The organism is Streptomyces sp. NPDC014764, from assembly GCF_043082785.1.
Classification (GTDB): Bacteria; Actinomycetota; Actinomycetes; order Streptomycetales; family Streptomycetaceae; genus Streptomyces; species Streptomyces althioticus.
Window position 1 is genome coordinate 1 of record NZ_JBIBXY010000018.1, and the last position, 16943, is coordinate 16943.

Sequence of the window (16943 nt, forward strand, 5' to 3'; positions counted from 1 at the left end):
CATCGCGTCCCGCAGACCGAACACGTCCGTGGCCGCGGCCAGTTCCCGCAGCAGCCGCAGCGTCTCGTCGGTGACCAGATGCTTGGAGTAGTCGATCCGCAGGTCGCCGACGTGCACGACGTACCGGTCGGCGCGGGACGGGTCGGTGTCGAACAGGTCGCGCAGGCCCGGCAGCCCTTGTGCGCGGTGCTGCTCCAGGGCGGCCCACTCGGGGCGGCGGGTCGGTTCGGGGACGTCAGACATGGGCGGGGGTCTCCTCGGTGGCCTCGCCGCGCAGGGCGACGGCGTACATCTCGTCCGCGTCGAGGCGCCTGAGCTCCTCGGCGATGAGTTCTGCGGTGGATCGGACCTTCAGGGCCAGCCGGCGCGGGGGCTGGCCGGGCAGGGTGAGCGTGGCCAGGGGGCCCTCGGGGCGGTCGATGACGATCTCGCCGTCCTCGGTGCCCAGCCGGACCGCCGTGACCACGGGGCCCGCGGTCACCACGCGGTCGACGGGGACCCGCAGCCGGGCCTCCAGCCAGCGCGCCAGCAGTTCCGCGGCCGGGTTCTCCGCCTCGGCCTCGACGGTCGCCGACGTGACGGCGGTCCGGTCCTGGTCGAGGGCGGCGGCCAGCATGGAACGCCACAGGGTCAGCCGGGTCCAGGCCAGGTCGGTGTCGCCGGGCGCGTAGGCGCGCTGCCGGGCGCGCAGCGCCTCCATCGGGTTCTCCACCGCGTACAGGTCGGTGATCCGGCGCTGGCCGAGCGCGCCGAGCGGGTCCCTGGAGGGGTTCTCGGGCGCGTCGGCGGGCCACCACACCACCACCGGGGCGTCCGGCAGCAGCAGCGGCAGCACCACCGAGTCGGCGTGCTCGGACACCTCGCCGTAGGTGCGCAGCACCACCGTCTCGCCCGTGCCCGCCTCGGACCCCACCCGTACCTCGGCGTCCAGCCGGGAGTGGGTGCGCTCGCGCGGGTTGCGGGCGTGCCGCTTGATGACGACCAGGGTGCGCGAGGGGTGCTCGTGCGAGGCCTCCTCGGCCGCCTTGATGGCGTCGTAGGCGTTCTCCTCGTCCGTGACGATCACCATCGTCAGGACCATGCCCACGGCAGGGGTGCCGATGGCGCGGCGGCCCCGCACCAGCGCCTTGTTGATGTTGCTTGCCGTGGTGTCGGTCAGGTCGATCTTCATGGCCTGCGCCAGCTCCGTCCGTCTCGTGCGAGCATCTCGTCGGCTTCCGCGGGTCCCCAGCTGCCCGATGTGTACTGCGCAGGCCTGCCGTGCGACGCCCAGTACTCCTCGACCGGGTCGAGGATCTTCCAGGACTCTTCCACTTCCTGATGACGGGGGAACAGGTTGGCATCCCCCAGGAGGACGTCCAGGATGAGCCGCTCGTAGGCCTCCGGGCTGGACTCGGTGAACGACTCGCCGTAGGCGAAGTCCATCGTCACGTCCCGCAGCTCCATGGAGGTCCCGGGCACCTTGGAGCCGAACCGCACCGTAATGCCCTCGTCCGGCTGGACGCGGATCACGATGGCGTTCTGGCCGAGCTCCTCGGTGGCGGAGGAGTCGAAGGGGGAGTGTGGCGCCCGCTGGAAGACCACCGCGATCTCGGTGACGCGGCGGCCGAGGCGCTTGCCGGTGCGCAGGTAGAACGGCACACCCGCCCAGCGGCGGTTGTCCACCCCGAGCTTGATCGCCGCGTAGGTGTCGGTGGCCGAGGACGGGTCGATGCCGTCCTCCTCGAGGTAGCCGCGCACCTTCGCGCCGCCCTGCCAGGCGGCCGCGTACTGGCCGCGCACGGTGTGCCGCCCGAGGTCCTCGGGGAGCCGCACGGCACGGAACACCTTCAGCTTCTCGGTGAGCAGCGACGCCGCGTCGAAGGAGGCGGGTTCCTCCATCGCGGTGAGCGCCATGAGCTGGAGCAGGTGGTTCTGGATGACGTCGCGGGCGGCGCCGATGCCGTCGTAGTAGCCGGCCCGGCCGCCGATGCCGATGTCCTCGGCCATGGTGATCTGCACGTGGTCCACGAACGACCGGTTCCAGATGGGCTCGAACATCTGGTTGGCGAAGCGCAGCGCCAGGATGTTCTGGACGGTCTCCTTGCCCAGGTAGTGGTCGATCCGGAAGACCTGCTCGGGGTCGAACACCTCGTGCACGATCCCGTTGAGCTCCTGCGCGGACCTGAGGTCGTGTCCGAAGGGCTTCTCGATGACCGCGCGCCGCCAGGATCCCTCGGGCGCGTCCGCGAGCCCGTGCCTCTTGAGCTGCTGCACCACCTTGGGGAAGAACTTCGGCGGCACCGAGAGGTAGAAGGCGTAGTTGCCGCTGGTGCCGCGGGAGGCGTCCAGCTCGTCGACTGCCTTGCGCAGCTGGTCGAACGCGTGGTCGTCGTCGAAGTCGCCCGGCACGAACCGCATGCCCTCCGACAGTTGCTGCCAGACCTCCTCACGGAAGGGGGTGCGCGCGTGCTCCTTGACCGCGTCGTGCACCACCTCGGCGAAGTCCTGGTCCTCCCAGTCGCGGCGGGCGAAGCCCACCAGGGAGAAGCCGGGCGGCAGCAGCCCCCGGTTGGCGAGGTCGTACACGGCCGGCATCAGCTTCCTGCGGGACAGGTCGCCGGTCACCCCGAAGATGACCAGACCGGAGGGGCCCGCGATCCGGGGCAGCCGGCGGTCCCGGGGATCGCGCAGCGGGTTGGCCCAGCCGGGCGGGGGCGCGGCGAGAGCGGGGCCGGCGTCCGTGCGCTCCTCCCGCGCCGCCTCGGGGGCGTCCACCGCCGGTTCGGTGGTCTCGTCGGTCATTCCGCGTCAACTCCCTCGCTGTCGGACGCCGTCGCCGCCGCCTGGTGCGGCCACGGCCCGGCGTCCATGAACCTCGCCCTGCCCGGGTTCCCCGGCTGCCGCGTCACCTCGCCGTACGCGCTCCCGGCCGTCGCGGAGCGGTCCTTCCCATACAGGGTGTCCTCGTCCGCGGGGTCCTTCACCCCGGTGCACCCCCGCGACGGCGGCCGGCCACCGGCTCCGGACCTGCCGGATATATCGAACATTTCTTCGTGCATGGTGCGGATCACGCTGATCGTCTTCTTTCTCGCGCTCGCGTCAACCGCGTCCGGCGTCCGCGGATTCCCGCCGGCCGCCGTGCCGGTCCGCCGTGCGGGTGCTCGTCTCCACGTGGTCCTCGATCCGGGCGCAAGGAACTCTGCAGCGCGTTCAAAAGTAAAAGTCTGACTTATTCACAACGAGGTTCCGGTGTGCCAGCCTGTGGTGAAAGTGGGACACGGGCACCCTCCGGCGGGGTGCCCGACAGGCATGTGACGGATATGGGAGACATGGCAGGCGGATTCCCCCAGGGGGGTGACGGCGGCGCCCGGACGGCGGACGAGGGCGACGGTGGCGGAATCAGAACCTTCCCCTTTCCGGTCGAACGGAGCGTCTGCGGGGTGGGCATGCAGATCGCCCCCATGGGCCCCGACCGCACCTGGCGCGCCGACGCGCCCCTGGACCGGGTGCACCGCATCGACTTCCACATCGTGATGCTGCTGGACGGCGGACCGCTCCGGCACATGATCGACTTCACCGAGTACGAGGCCACGGCGGGCGACGTGCTGTGGATCCGCCCGGGGCAGGTCCACCGCTTCTCCCGCGACGCCGAGTACCGCGGAACCGTCCTCGCCATGCAGCCCGGCTTCCTGCCCCGCGCGACCGTCGAGGCCACCGGCCTCTACCGCTACGACCGCCCGCCGTTGACGCGCCCCGGCCCGGCGCAGTTCGCCGCGCTCAGGGCCGCGTCGGCCCAACTTCGCCGCGAGTACGAGGACACGGCCACCCTGCCGCTGAGTCTGCACACGGCCGTGCTCCGCCACTCCCTCACCGCGTTCCTGCTGCGGCTGGCCCATCTCACCGCCGGCACGGGCGACTCAGGCCGGCCGGCCGACGACAGGACCTTCACCCTGTTCCGGGAGGCGGTGGAGCGGGACTTCGTCACCAACCACAGCGTCAGCGCGTACGCCGACGCCCTCGGCTACTCCCGGCGCACCCTGGCACGCGCGGTGGGCGCCGCCACGGGGGAGACGCCGAAGGCCTTCATAGACAAGCGGGTGGTGCTGGAGGCCAAACGGCTCCTCGCGCACACCGATCTGCCCACAGGGCGGGTGGGAGCCGCCGTCGGGTTCGCGGACGCGGCGAACTTCTCCAAGTTCTTCCAGCAGCACACGGGCGCCGCCCCGGCCGCGTTCCGCGCGGAGCACCGCTGAGCGACGGGGGAGCCGCGGAGCGGTGGGATGCAGCGGGCCGTACCCGCGGTGCCGGGCGTCTTCCACGGGACCGCGGGCCGTGACTCGACGTGCTCGAACGGGTCGAGGCGCCTACCGTGAGCGCATGCGGGACTCATCAGGAATGATCACGGTGGCGGGCAGCCGGTCCTTCCACGACACGGTGGAGCGCGTATGCGCCGGGGTGACCTCGGCGGGGTACCACGTGTTCGCTCGGGTCGACCATGCCGGGAACGCCGTCGAAGCGGGCATGGACCTCCCCCCGACCGTCCTGGTGCTCTTCGGGAAGCCCGACGTCGGCACCGAGCTGATGCAGGACCGGCGGACGGCGGGCGTCGATCTGCCGTCCAAGATCCTGGTGTGGGAGGACGAACGGGGCGCCGTGCGGATGACGTACAACTCGGCGCAGTGGCTGGCGGATCGTCACGGGCTGGCAGAGGCGGGCACCGCGGCGGCCCGGACACTGGGCCTGGTCGCCGAAAGGATCTGCGAACAGGCGGCCTGACGCGCGGTGCGCAGCCATCCGGGATGTCTCCCGACGCGCGACACCGACGGCCCGCGGCCGCTCGTACTCGTCCCGCTCGACGCCCACGGTCCTCGCGACCCCCACAGAGCGCGGGTGTCGCGAGGACCGTCGGAACCCGAGGTCGCGCGGGGCCCTCGTCACCGGCCGGGGCGGCCGGGTGTGGGGGGTGGGACCGGCGGGTCAGGAGGCGGTGAGCACCTGCACGTAGTCCACGAGCATCGAGTGGCCGGGCTGGGTGCCGGCGTCGGGGCCGCCGCCGAACGCGTCGGGGAAACCGCCGCCCATCGCCACGTTGAGGATGACGAAGAAGCCGTGGTCCGTGGCGTTCGACCAGGTGGACGCGTCGACCTGGTCCTCACGGACGGTGTGGAAGTTGTCGTCGTCGAGGTAGAAGCGGATCTCCTCCACCTCCGACGAGCGGTCCCACTCCATCCGGTAGGTGTGGAAGCCGGCCTGACAGGTCGTGCCCTGGCAGGTGGTCTCGCCGCCGATACCGCTGGTCTCGTTGCACGGGCCGCCCGGCGAGGTGCCGCAGTGCATCGTGGCGAACACCGTGTTCATGCCCTGGGTGTTCTCCATGATGTCCAGCTCGCCGACGGCGGGCCAGTTCCAGTAGTCACCCCGGTAGGGGGCGCCGAGCATCCAGAACGCGGGCCAGTAGCCCTTGGCCGCGTCACCGGTGACGTCGGGGACCTGGATACGCGCCTCGACCCGCAGCTTGCCGCCGGCCGGGGGCTGGAAGTCGTCGCGGTCGGTCTCGATGCGCCCCGACGTCCAGTTGCCGGCGCCGTCGCGCTGCGGGGTGATGCGGAGGTTGCCGTTGCCGTCGAGGGAGACGTTCTCCGGGTTCGACGTCATCGTCTCGATCTCGCCGGTGCCCCAGTTGGAGGGGCCGCCGGGGTAACCGGTGCCGGTGGCGTACCGCCAGTTGCCGGTGTCGACCCCGCTGCCCTCGGCGCCGTCGAAGTCGTCGGCGAAGACCTGGGTCCAGCCCGACGGCGGGGGCGGCACGGAGGCGACGGCGGCGGGGCCGTTGAGGGCGAGGACGCCGGCCCCGAGCGCCAGTGCGCCCGTGAGGGCGACGAGCGTGTGCCGGAGCCGGCGTCGCCTGTGGGGGGAACGGGGGGTGCCGGAGGTGGCTTTCATGGGGGGATGAACCTCTCGGAGCTGATCGTGTGGGGGTGGGCGACCGGAGAGCCCGGAACACTGCATGAGAGCGCTCTCACGGTCCCGCCAATGTGCTCCGGGGGCTCTTGGACGTCAAGAGGTGTAACCGTGAAAGTCTCTTGCCTGCACGACAGTTCAGCTCTCGAATGGGAGCGAACCGGGGAAACCGGGCCGGCGTGCGCACGAGCGCGGCGCCCGGGTGGCCGGAGCCCCGGGCGCCGCACGGCCCCTCACACTCCCGACGGCACTTTCTCCCGCGGGAGTTCGGGCTGCTCCTCCCGCACACCGAACCGGTCGTGGACGCGGCGCAGAGGGCGCGGCGCCCACCAGGCGTGGCGGCCGAGCAGCGCCATCGTGGCCGGCACCAGCAGCATCCGCACGACCGTCGCGTCGATCAGAACGGCCAGTGTGAGCCCCAGACCGATCTGCAGGATGGGGGAGAACCCGCCCGTCATGAACGCCGCGAACACCACCGCCAGCAGCAGCGCCGCGCAGGTGACCACCCGGCCCGAGCGGCTCAGCCCCGTCACCACGGCCTCCCGGTCGTCGCCGGAGCACAGCCGCGCCTCCCGCATCCGGGCCAGGATGAACAGCTCGTAGTCCATGGCCAGTCCGAACGCGATCGCGACGATCAGCGGCGGCGCGGTGAGGCTCAGCGCCCCCAGGCCCTCCGCGCCCAGCAGCCCGGCGAGATGACCGTCCTGGAAGACCCACACCACCACGCCCAGGGCGGCGGCCAGACTGAGCAGCGTGGTGACGACGGTGCGCAGCGGCAGCAGCACCGAGCCGGTGAACGCGAACAGCAGCACCACGATGCCGGACAGCACGGTCAGCGCCGCCCAGGGCGCCCGCTCCGCGAGCATCTTCCGGAAGTCGACCAGATGGGCCGCCGTGCCGGTCACCTCGACCGGCGCGTCGCCGCGGACCTCCCGCACCCGCTCCACCAGCGCGGTCGCCTCCGCGCCGTCCGCCTCCCCGGGCGGCCGGATCTCGATCACCGCACCGCCGCCGGGCAGTTCACGCGTCGTGGCTCCCGGCTCCAGCGCCCGGATCCGGTCGGCGGTCGCGTCGTCCGTGCCCGGCCTGGCGACCACCACCACGGGGGAGACGCCGGTGCCCGGCGGGAAGTGGGCGGCGACGGTGTCCTGGAGCTGCCGCGCCTCGCTGTCCGCGGGGAGCTGGCGTGCGTCCCCGACGGCGATGCTCATCCCCGACACGGGCAGGGCCAGCACCAGCAGCACCGGCACCGTCACGGCGAGGACGGCCACCTTGCGCCGGGCCGCGAAGCGGGCGACGCGGGCGAAGAACCGGCCCTCCTCCTCGCCGTCCCCCGGCGTCTTCGCCGGCGGGATGCGCCCGCCGAACCGCACCAGCAGCGCAGGCAGCAGCGTCAGGGCGGCGAGCATGTCGATGACGACCACCGCCGCCACCGCGAGCCCCATGCTGCGCAGGAACACGCTGGGGAACACCAGCAGCCCGGTCAGGCTCACGGCGACGGTCAGCCCCGAGAACAGCACCGTCCGCCCGGCCGCCGCCACCGTCCGGTGCACCGCCTCGACGACGTCCTCCGTGGTCCGGCGTTCCTCACGGAACCGCACCAGCATCAACAGGGCGTAGTCCACGGCCAGTCCGAGGCCGAGCATCGTCGTCACCTGGATCGCGTACACCGAGATGTCGGTGACCTCGCTGAACAGGAACAGCGCCAGGAACGCACCCGCGATGCCACTGACCGCGACCACCAGCGGCAGCAGCGCCGACCGCAGCCCGCCGAACACCACCAGCAGCAGCGCCAGCACCACCGGCAGCGAGATCAACTCGGCGTTCTTCACGTCCTGCTGGGCCCGCTCGCCCATCTGCAGCCCCAGCAGCGGCCCTCCGCTCACATGGACGTCGGGCGCGTCGATCTCCCGGATCCGCTCGGCCGCCGCGTCGAGCGTGCGCTCCTCCGCGTCGTCGTCGAGCCCGCCCTCGAGGGTGACGGGGACGATCAGCGCGCGGCCGTCCTCGGCGATCATCCCGGGCGTGGCGTAAGGGTCCGGCACGGCGGCGACCCCGGCCACCTCCCGCACGTCGGCCACGGCCCGCTCGACCTCCCCGCGCAGGCCGGCGTCCGCGACGGGCGTGCCGGCCACCACGCCGGTGATCGAGGAGCCCGCCGGGTCCATCTCCTCGAGGTACCGCGCAGCCGACTCCGACTCGGTGCCGGGCACTTCGGGCACGTTGTCGGAGAGGCGCGCGAAGACGCCCGTCCCCAGGCCGAAGCCCAGCAGCAGGAAGAGCCCCCACAGGAGCATCACGGTCAGTGGACGGCGGGTGGCCGTCCGGGCGAGTGCGGTGAGCACGATCCCTCCCCGGCGTTGACGGTGCGTCGAACACCTTCAGCGTCGTGCAGCGGGGAGGTCCGGCGGATCGCCAGGAGGAGCGGTTCGTGTCCCTCGCCCGTACGGGGGAGGGGGCCTGTCGGCTCACTCCTCAGAGGGATCTCGCGCGGCCTCAGAGGGTTCCTGGGGTGACGAGACCCGACTCGTACGCGCGGATCACCGCCTGCACCCGGTCCCTGAGACCGAGCTTCGACAGCACGTTGCTCACATGCGTCTTGACCGTGTGCTCGCTGACGAACAGGGTGCCGGCGATCTCCGCGTTGGACAGGCCGCGGGCCAGCAGGCGCAGCGTCTCCACCTCGCGGGCGGTGAGCGCGTCCAGGCCGGGCGGGGGAGGACCGTCTGCGGCCGCCGGCCGCTCCGTCCGGCGTCTCACCAGGTCCGCGACCAACCGCCTGGTCACCGTCGGCGCGAGCAGCGACTCGCCCGCCGCGACCACCCGCACCGCGTGCACCAGGTCGTCGCGGCGCACGTCCTTCAGCAGAAAGCCGCTGGCGCCCGCGTACAGCGCCTCGTACACGTACTCGTCCAGGTCGAACGTGGTCAGCATGACCACCTTGCAGGCCGACTCCGCGCACACCAGACGGGTCGCCTCCAGGCCGTCCATCACCGGCATGCGGATGTCGAGCAGCAGCACGTCCGGGCCGTGCCGGCGCACCGCCGACACGGCTTCCTGCCCGTCCGCCGCCTCGGCCACCACCTCGATGTCGTCCTGGGCGTCGAGGATCATGCCGAAACCCGCGCGGACCAGTTCCTGGTCGTCCGCCACCACCACCCGGATGCTCAACCGAGCGCCCCTCCCTGTCCACCGTCGCCGTACGCTCGGCCGAGCGGCTCCGCTCGTCCGCCGCCGGAACGCCGAGCCGGGCGGCCTGGCGCCTCCGCCGTCGCCCGGGCGTTCAGCCGAGCGCCCTTTCCCTTTGCGCCGCCACCGGGAGCCGCACGGCGACCCGGAACCCGCCGCCCGGAGCCTCACCGGTCTCCGCGCTGCCCCCGCAGGCGGCGGCCCGCTCCCGGATGCCGATCAGCCCGTGCCCGCCCGGCCCGGTGGACGGCCCCCGCCCGTCGTCCGTCACCGTGAGCGACACATGGTCGTCCGCCCAGTCCAGCTCCACCACCGCTCGGGAGGCGCGGGCGTGCTTCACGGTGTTGGTGAGCGCCTCCTGCACCACCCGGTACGCCGCCACCTCCGTGTCCGAGGACAGCGGACGCGGCTCCCCGGAGGTCCGCAGCTCGGCACGCAGACCCGTGGACCGCCCCACCTGCCGGACCAGCTCCGGCAACGCCGTCACACCCGGCTGCGGCAACCGGGCCGACCCGGTGTCGCCCTCCGGCAGCTCCTCCTTCAACACGCCGAGGATACGCCGAAGTTGTGCCATCGCGTCGCGGCCGGTGGAGGCAATGGTGTCGAAGGTGGCCTCCGCGCGGTCCGGGTCCTTGCGCACCACCACCGGACCGGCCTCCGCCTGCACCACCATCAGGCTCACCGCGTGCGCGAGGATGTCGTGCATGTCCCGCGCGATGCGGGCGCGTTCCTCCGCCCGCGCCCGGGCGGTGTCCGCGGCCCGCTCCCGCTCCAGGCGGCGGGCGCGGTCCTCCAGTTCGGCGGTGTAGGCCCGCTGCACGCGCGCGAGCATGCCCAGTGCGTAGGCGGCGACGAGGCCCATCAGATGGAAGGCGTACTCGAAGGGGGCCTGGTGTGTCTGGTGCCGCATGGTGACGACGACGCCGATGATCCAGCCGGCGAGCATCAGCCGCCGCTGCCAGGGACGGGCCTGGGCCGCCATCGTGTACAGGACGACCATGCCGCCGTACATCACGTCCGGAGGGGGTGCGTGGTACAGCGCCTGAGCGGGGGTGGCGACGGAGACCGCACAGGCGACGGTGCAGGGGGCTCGACGCCGCCAGATCAGGGGGACGGCGGTGGCGGCGCCGAGGAGCCAGCCCCGCCACGAGAGGGGGTCGTCTCCCTCGTCGGGGAAGATCCATTGAAGGGAGACGGCGAAGAGGATGAGTGCGGCCAGGGCCGCGTCCAGGACGTAGGGGTTGGTGGGGCGCCAGCGGGTCGTCGCCTCGGCGACGGTGGAGCGGAGGGTCATGAGGGGGGCTCCTCGGGGCGGGGATTTCAGTATCGGGAGGAGGGCGGGGGTGGCGCCTCGCCGGTGAGAGGGATTTCGGGACAGGGCCTCCAGGGGGTGCTTGTGGCGGGTGCTGCGGCGTGGGAGTTGATCGCGCAGTTCCCCGCGCCCCTCAGGGCGCGGTGGGTTCGAGGGCTCGCGGTCGCGCGGTTCCTCGCGCCTCTGCGGGGTGCGAGTGTGGAAAGGTGTCGGTGTGAAGCTGGTGATTCTTGGTGGTGGTGGGTTTCGGGTGCCGCTCGTCCACGGGGCGCTGCTCGGGGACCGGGGTGCCGGGCGGGTGACCCGCGTGGTGCTGCACGACGTGGACGCGGGACGCCTGCGGGCCGTCTCGCGGGTGCTGGGTGAGCAGGCCGCCGGGGTGTCCGACGCGCCGGAGGTGATCACGACCACCGATCTGGACGAGGCGCTGCGCGGCGCTGACTTCGTGTTCTCCGCCATCCGCGTCGGCGGACTGCTGGGCAGGGCGGACGACGAGCGGGTAGCCCTCGCCGAGGGGGTGCTCGGGCAGGAGACCGTGGGAGCCGGAGGCATCGCCTACGGACTGCGCACCGTGCCCGTCGCCGTCGACATCGCCCGCCGGGTCGCCCGCCTCGCCCCCGACGCCTGGGTCATCAACTTCACCAACCCGGCCGGCCTGGTCACCGAGGCCATGTCCCACCACCTCGGCGACCGCGTCATCGGCATCTGCGACTCGCCGGTCGGCCTCGGCCGCCGCATCGCCCGGGTGCTGGGCGCGAAGCCGGACGAGGCGTGGATCGACTACGTCGGCCTCAACCACCTCGGCTGGGTACGCGGTCTGCGCGTGGCCGGCCAGGACCAGCTGCCGCGCCTGCTCGCCGACCCCGCGCTGCTCGGCTCGTTCGAGGAGGGACGGCTCTTCGGGGCGGAGTGGCTGCGCTCGCTGGGGGCGATCCCCAACGAGTACCTGCACTACTACTACTTCAACCGCGAGGCCGTGCGGGCGTACCAGCAGGCGGAGCGGACCCGCGGGGCCTTCCTGCGGGACCAGCAGGAGAGCTTCTACGCCGGGACGGCCGACCCCGGCGTGTCCGCGCTGGAGCTGTGGGACCGTACCCGCGCCGAGCGGGAGGCGACCTACATGAGTGAGAACCGGGAGGCGGCCGGCGCGGGCGAGCGCGAGGCGGACGATCTGTCGGGCGGCTACGAGAAGGTGGCGCTCGCGCTGATGCGGGCGATCGCCCGGGACGAGCGAGCCACCCTGATCCTCAACGTCCGCAACCGCGGCACCCTTTCCCCGCTGGACGAGGACGCCGTGATCGAGGTGCCCTGCCTGGTGGACGCCAACGGGGCGCACCCCGTCTCCGTCGATCCGCTTCCCGGGCACGCCGTCGGTCTCGTCTGCGCCGTGAAGGCCGTGGAGCGTGAGGTGCTGGCCGCCGCCCGGTCGGGGTCCCGTGCCACGGCGGTCAAGGCGTTCGCCCTGCACCCTCTGGTGGATTCGGTGAGCGTGGCCCGCCGGCTCGTGGACGGCTACACGGCCGTCCACCCCGGACTCGCCTACCTGGGCCGGTAGCAGCTCGCCCACCGGCGCCGGCACAAGCGAAACCGGCATCGGGCCGGCCGGTCGCTCCCCGTGACAGCGGCCGACCGACCCGAGCTCCCCCCGGTCCCCCGTGCTCCCCCCGGCGGCTTCCCCAGTCGCCGTTCACCATCAAGAGCACGCACACCGGGCCCTGATACACCCTGGCGGAGATTTTCCTTCAGAAATTTCCGGAAGCCTGTCGGCGGCCCGCTGTCCCCCCGACGCGGTGGCCCTTACTGCAACGCCCCCGACGCCGCCCGCGGCTTCACGGGCGCCGCCGGCGCAGGCAGGGCGTCCAGCGTGCCCGTGACCGTGGGCGAGCCGGTCCGCTGCCGTGGCACCGTGAGCGGCAGCAGCGGGCGCGGCGCGGACACCACCGTGTAGTCCTGGCCGAGGAACGGCGGGCTGATCTCGCCCGGGTCGTCGCCGAGCGCAAGCCGCACCGCGGCCCAGGGCGCGTTCACCCCGCACAGCGCGAGCTGGTGCAGCCCGCCCGCGGGGCGGGTGTTGACGTCCATCAGCACCGGCCGGTCGCCGAGCATCCGGAACTGGATGTTGGACAGGTGGTGCAGGCCGAAGCCCTCCGCGATGCGCCGGGCCGGCTCCAGCCACCGTTCGTGCAGCGTGAATCCCCGGCGGCGGCCGTGCTTGGTGCGGCCGATCGCCAGCCTGACCCGGTTGTCGGACCCGGTGAGGCAGTCCACGGACACCTCAGGCTGCTCCAGCCGCGGCATCACCAGCCAGTCGACGGGCTCCTCGGCCCGCCGCAGGGACTCCAGCACCACGTCGAGCGGGACCTCGGGGCTGGGGAAACCCTTCAACTGGGAGAGCGAGAAGGGCTCGCGGGTGATCATGCGGAAGCCGACCCCGCCCGCACCTGCCGCGGGCTTGAAGCACGCCCGGTGCCCAAGTCGCTCCAACTCCTCGACTGCGTTGAGGAGTTCGTCCGCGTGCCGGACCCGCCACCACGGCGGCACCGGGACGCCGATCGACTCGACCGCCTGATAGGCGACCACCTTGTCCTCGAACACGGCCACCGCCTCGGGCGGCGGCGCCAGCAGCGCGGTCCCGGCCGCCTCGAAGTCGGCGCGGTGCGCGACGATCGCCGACTGGTGCAGCCGGGGCACGAACACGTCGATCCCGCGCCGTTCGCACTGGGTGAGCGCGTACTCGACGTATGCCGCGGGGGAGAGGCCCGCCGGCTCCAGCTCGGCCGTGTCGGCCGCGGCGAGGACGGGGGAGTCGGGGTCACCGTGGGTGGCGTGGATCTCCACGGCCCTGTCGCTGGGATTTCGCCGCAGCTGATCCATGAAGAACACGTTCTCCGCGTACGTGCGGTTGAGCCAGACGCGTACGCGAGAGACCATGCAGGCCGCCTTTCAACGGTGTGCGGGCAGGGCGGAGCAGCCCGAGCCCGGGCATGACGTAGGGAGGTGCACCGAACCGCCGTGCGGAAAAGACGTGTCCATGACGGTGGTGTAGGGCAGATCATACGACCAAGAGGAGCCGTCCTGACACCACGCCCGGGTGACGGTCCGCGGTTGTTCCGGTAGGGCCGATGTGATCTCGTGGTGAGGTCCGGCGGCTGCTGAAGGGACGACCGTGATGGCGACGGGTGGAGACGGCCCTCAGCTGTGGGCCATCAGCGATCTGCACATCGGCTACACCGAGAACCGTGACCTCGTCGAGGGCATGCGGCCCGAGTCCGACGGGGACTGGCTGCTGGTGGCCGGCGACGTCGCGGAGACGGTGGAGGACATCCGCTGGGCCCTGAGAACCCTTGCGGGCCGCTTCGCCCGCGTGATCTGGACGCCGGGGAACCACGAACTGTGGACCCACCCGAGTGACGCCGTCACCCTGCGGGGCGTCGCCCGTTACGAGCACCTGGTCGAACAGTGCCGCGAGCTCGGCGTGCTCACCCCGGAGGACCCGTACGCCATCTGGGAGGGGCCCGGCGGCCCGGTCGCCGTGGCGCCCCTCTTCCTCCTGTACGACTACTCGTTCCTCCCGCCCGGCTGCACCACCAAGAAGGAGGGACTGGAGTACGCGCACGGCACCGGGGTGGTCTGCACGGACGAGCGGCTGCTGCACCCCGACCCGTACCCGGCCCGCGAGGACTGGTGCCACGCCCGCGTCGCCGAGACGGAACGGCGGCTCGCCGAACTCCCCTCGGACCTCCCCCTGATCCCCGTCACACACTGGCCGCTGCACCGCCATCCGACCGAGGTGCTGTGGTACCCGGAGTTCGCCATGTGGTGCGGTACCGAGCTGACCGACGACTGGCACCGCAGGTATCCCGTGCACACCGCGGTCTACGGCCATCTGCACATCCCCCGGACGACCCGTCAGGACGGCGTCCGCTTCGAGGAGGTCTCGGTGGGCTACCCACGCGAGTGGCGCGACCGCGAGGAACCACCGGGGCGGCTGCGCCGGATCCTGCCCGCGGAGGAGCCGGCACTGTGATCGAGGAGCTGCTCCCGCCGACGGTGGCCGCCGCCGAGGCCTACGGCGACGAGGGCGTGGACGCCCCCCTGTTCCCCGAGGAGGCGGCCCTCCTCACGCGCGCGGTCGCCAAACGGCGCCGGGAGTTCACCGCCGCACGCTTCTGCGCCCGGCGCGCGATGGAGAAGCTCGGCGTGCCCGCGGCGCCCGTCGTCTCGGGCGAGCGCGGCGCCCCCGTCTGGCCCGGCGGACTGGCCGGCAGCATGACGCACTGCGAGGGCTACTGCGCCGCGGCGCTGGTGCGCGCCGACGACCTGGCGTCCCTCGGCATCGACGCCGAACCCCACGCCCCGCTCCCCGAGGGCGTGCTCACCACCATCGCCCTGCCCCGGGAGGCGGCCCGCGTCGACCGCCTCCTCGAGGAACGCCCGGACGTCCACTGGGACCGCCTGCTGTTCAGCGCCAAGGAGTCCGTCTACAAGGCCTGGTACCCGCTCACGCACAGGTGGCTCGACTTCTCGGAGGCGGACATCGCCGTCCAGGAGGACGGCACCTTCCACGCGGCCCTGTTGGTCCCCGGCCCCGTCGTCCAGGGTCGCCGCCTCGACCACTTCACCGGCACGTGGACCACCCGGGGCCCGCTCATCGCGACAGCGGTCACCGTCGCACACGGGTGAGTGCGGCCCGGCGAGGGCTGAGCGCTCCGTGCTCCGCGAGGGGCACGGGGGGAACGTCGCGACAAGCCCTCACCGGGCCGCAGCCGCTCGACCTCCGGGCGGACCGGGCGTGTCGCGCCGGAGAACACGAGCGTGCCGCGCCCGGGCGGCAGCCTCTAGCCGGCGGGATGCCAGTCGCGCACCATCCGGAAGAACTCCTCTTCGTTCCCCGCCAGCCCCGCCCCCTCCAACGCGGCCTCCGCCTCCGCGAGTACAGATGGCGGAACCACCGGCAGCACCGCCGGCCCCGCCGGGCCGGACCCGTCGTGACCGAAGGCGGCCCTCACCGTGTGCAGCAGTCTGAGATAGGCCTGGACGGCGGCGCGCTCGCGGTCGGTCAGTACGGCGGTGGGCATCGCTCGGCTCTCCCCGTGTCGTCGTCGTGGGTCCCCGCACCCCCGGCACGAACGAGGGCGCACCACCAGCTTGCCGCCCACCACTGACAATCGGCCCGAGGCGAAGCCTCGGGCCCTCGCGCATCCGCCCGGAGGCGTCAGCTCTGCGGCCCCAGGTACCCCAGCGACGCCCCGATCCGCCCCGCCAGATGGTCCCGCTGGACGGGCCCGCGCAGCGAGGAACCGGTGAGGAACGTCCGGCACTTGCTGGCCAGCAGCAGCCCGAACGCCTCGGCCTCCTTCTCGTCCGCGAGGTCGAACCGAGTGCGCGCCGCGACCCGCAGCACCGTCGCCCGCAGCGCGTCGTCGTCGCGGGGAGCGCCCCATAACCGGGTCGCGACCTCCGCGCCCGCGCCCTCCACATGGTGGCCGCAGTGGCCGGCCTTCATGTGCCACAGCTCATGGCCCAGGATCACCAACTGGTGGTCGGGCGCCGTGCGTTCCTCGACCACGACGAGGTCCTGGTCCGCCATGTCGAGCCACAGCCCGCTCGCGGTGCCCGGCGGGAAGGCCGCCGTGCGGAACAGCACCGGCCGCCCGCGGCGCCGGCTCATCGCCTCGCACAGCGCCGCGTAGAGATCGGCGGGCCGCGCCGGGACGGGAAGCGTCAGCTCCGTGACCAACTCGCCGCACAGGCGGCGCATTTCCCTACCGATGCCCACAGTTCTCCCCGGGTCACGACTTGGGCCGCTGGACGCTTTCCAGGAGCATGTCCAGCCACTCCGCGACCTTGTCGCGGTGCTGGTCGGTGGGCAGCTGCGCGGCCCGCCAGGCGATGCCCCGCACCCCGTGGTCCTGCAGCAGCCGCTCGAGCGGATCGTCGGCCGCCGTGGCCGACTCCCGCTCCGCGAGCTTCTGCAGCAGCTCCTGCTCGGTGTGCTGGAGGGCGCTCGCCAGCGCCTCCGGGTCCTCGGCGGTGAGAAAACCGGCGTGCACCCCGAAGAACCGCTGGAGGGCGTCGCAGTGCTCCATGGTGGGCCGCCGGTCGCCGTTGATGAGCGCGCCGGCCTGCTGCCGGGACATGCCCGCGCCGTCGGCGATCTCCTGCTGCGTGTACTTGCGGCCGTTCGGCTTCAGCCGCGTACGGCGCAGGAGGTCCAGCCGCTGCAGGAACCGCGCCTGCACATCGGGCTCGCCCGCGGGCTGTCCGCTCAGCAGTGCCTTGACCACGGGCTCCGGGACGCCGGACGCCACCGACAGCCGGCCCACGTCGAAGACCTCACCGTGCCCCACGCCGAGCCGGTCGGCCAGTGCGGCGACCCGGGCGACGACGGCGGACAGCGCGTGCGTCGGCGCGGTGCCCGGACCCTCGAAGCCACCTGTCACCGAAAGATCTCCTACGTCTCTCACAGGCTTCTCACAAGCGATTGCCGTGAACCTCA

The 16943-nt window shown here is 72.6% G+C and carries 14 protein-coding genes and 2 pseudogenes; 5 read left to right on the plus strand and 11 right to left on the minus strand.

Features of this window, described 5'->3' with window-relative positions; translation table 11 throughout:
• The 3 genes and pseudogenes from ACF1AG_RS29045 to zwf form a co-directional block, all read right to left on the minus strand.
• A pseudogene (locus tag ACF1AG_RS29045) lies at window positions 1-243 on the minus strand (glucose-6-phosphate isomerase); the annotation flags it as partial.
• Complete coding sequence (gene opcA, locus ACF1AG_RS29050) at window positions 236-1171, minus strand: glucose-6-phosphate dehydrogenase assembly protein OpcA (protein ID WP_391810623.1); 936 nt, start codon at window positions 1169-1171, stop codon at window positions 236-238. The gene opcA and the pseudogene ACF1AG_RS29045, both read right to left, overlap by 8 nt.
• Window positions 1168-2784 (minus strand): glucose-6-phosphate dehydrogenase, encoded by a 1617-nt coding sequence (gene zwf / locus ACF1AG_RS29055; protein ID WP_387797421.1) that lies wholly within the window; start codon window positions 2782-2784, stop codon window positions 1168-1170. The genes opcA and zwf overlap by 4 nt, the downstream gene beginning before the upstream one ends.
• A gap of 527 nt (window positions 2785-3311) precedes the next feature.
• Between zwf and ACF1AG_RS29060 the strand changes: the two genes are divergently transcribed.
• Window positions 3312-4235, plus strand: a complete 924-nt coding sequence (locus ACF1AG_RS29060; protein ID WP_387797422.1) for a helix-turn-helix domain-containing protein — start codon at window positions 3312-3314, stop codon at window positions 4233-4235.
• Between the two features lie 124 nt (window positions 4236-4359).
• Window positions 4360-4758, plus strand: a complete 399-nt coding sequence (locus ACF1AG_RS29065) for a DUF302 domain-containing protein (RefSeq protein WP_391810624.1) — start codon at window positions 4360-4362, stop codon at window positions 4756-4758.
• A 173-nt stretch (window positions 4759-4931) separates the two neighbouring features.
• Here ACF1AG_RS29065 and ACF1AG_RS29070 read toward each other — a convergent pair.
• The 4 genes and pseudogenes from ACF1AG_RS29070 to ACF1AG_RS29085 all read right to left on the minus strand — a co-directional run.
• A pseudogene (locus tag ACF1AG_RS29070) lies at window positions 4932-5925 on the minus strand (glycoside hydrolase family 16 protein); the annotation flags it as partial.
• Between the two features lie 251 nt (window positions 5926-6176).
• A complete protein-coding gene (locus tag ACF1AG_RS29075) occupies window positions 6177-8288 on the minus strand; it encodes an MMPL family transporter (protein ID WP_391810625.1) in 2112 nt (703 codons plus the stop codon).
• 151 nt (window positions 8289-8439) lie between these two features.
• Window positions 8440-9114 carry a response regulator gene (locus ACF1AG_RS29080; RefSeq protein WP_391810626.1) on the minus strand — a complete coding sequence of 225 codons (675 nt, stop codon included), beginning with the start codon at window positions 9112-9114 and terminating at the stop codon, window positions 8440-8442.
• Window positions 9115-9226: 112 nt separating this feature from the next.
• Window positions 9227-10426 carry a sensor histidine kinase gene (locus ACF1AG_RS29085; protein WP_391810627.1) on the minus strand — a complete coding sequence of 400 codons (1200 nt, stop codon included), beginning with the start codon at window positions 10424-10426 and terminating at the stop codon, window positions 9227-9229.
• 232 nt (window positions 10427-10658) lie between these two features.
• Here ACF1AG_RS29085 and ACF1AG_RS29090 point away from each other — a divergent pair, with 232 nt between their 5' ends.
• The gene (locus ACF1AG_RS29090; RefSeq protein WP_391810628.1) at window positions 10659-11999 is read left to right on the plus strand and encodes a 6-phospho-beta-glucosidase; all 1341 of its coding nucleotides are present in this window, start codon (window positions 10659-10661) and stop codon (window positions 11997-11999) included.
• Between the two features lie 242 nt (window positions 12000-12241).
• Here ACF1AG_RS29090 and ACF1AG_RS29095 read toward each other — a convergent pair whose 3' ends face one another.
• Complete coding sequence (locus ACF1AG_RS29095; RefSeq protein WP_391810629.1) at window positions 12242-13375, minus strand: ATP-grasp domain-containing protein; 1134 nt, start codon at window positions 13373-13375, stop codon at window positions 12242-12244.
• Between the two features lie 238 nt (window positions 13376-13613).
• On the opposite strand from ACF1AG_RS29095, the gene ACF1AG_RS29100 reads away from it, so the two are divergent.
• Together ACF1AG_RS29100 and ACF1AG_RS29105 are read left to right on the plus strand one after the other, a co-directional pair.
• Window positions 13614-14471: a metallophosphoesterase family protein gene (locus tag ACF1AG_RS29100; protein ID WP_387797431.1), complete on the plus strand. Its 858-nt coding sequence runs from the start codon at window positions 13614-13616 to the stop codon at window positions 14469-14471.
• Window positions 14468-15127: a 4'-phosphopantetheinyl transferase gene (locus ACF1AG_RS29105; RefSeq protein ID WP_391810630.1), complete on the plus strand. Its 660-nt coding sequence runs from the start codon at window positions 14468-14470 to the stop codon at window positions 15125-15127. The genes ACF1AG_RS29100 and ACF1AG_RS29105 overlap by 4 nt, the downstream gene beginning before the upstream one ends.
• A 155-nt stretch (window positions 15128-15282) precedes the next feature.
• On the opposite strand, the gene ACF1AG_RS29110 is transcribed toward ACF1AG_RS29105, so the two are convergent.
• The 3 genes from ACF1AG_RS29110 to ACF1AG_RS29120 form a co-directional block, all read right to left on the minus strand.
• Window positions 15283-15522, minus strand: coding sequence for a hypothetical protein (locus tag ACF1AG_RS29110; protein ID WP_359751625.1), 240 nt, complete (start codon window positions 15520-15522; stop codon window positions 15283-15285).
• 137 nt (window positions 15523-15659) lie between these two features.
• The gene (locus tag ACF1AG_RS29115; protein ID WP_359751627.1) at window positions 15660-16205 is read right to left on the minus strand and encodes a toxin-antitoxin system, toxin component; all 546 of its coding nucleotides are present in this window, start codon (window positions 16203-16205) and stop codon (window positions 15660-15662) included.
• A gap of 31 nt (window positions 16206-16236) precedes the next feature.
• Complete coding sequence (locus ACF1AG_RS29120; RefSeq protein WP_359751629.1) at window positions 16237-16887, minus strand: helix-turn-helix transcriptional regulator; 651 nt, start codon at window positions 16885-16887, stop codon at window positions 16237-16239.
• Window positions 16888-16943 lie beyond the last annotated feature (56 nt).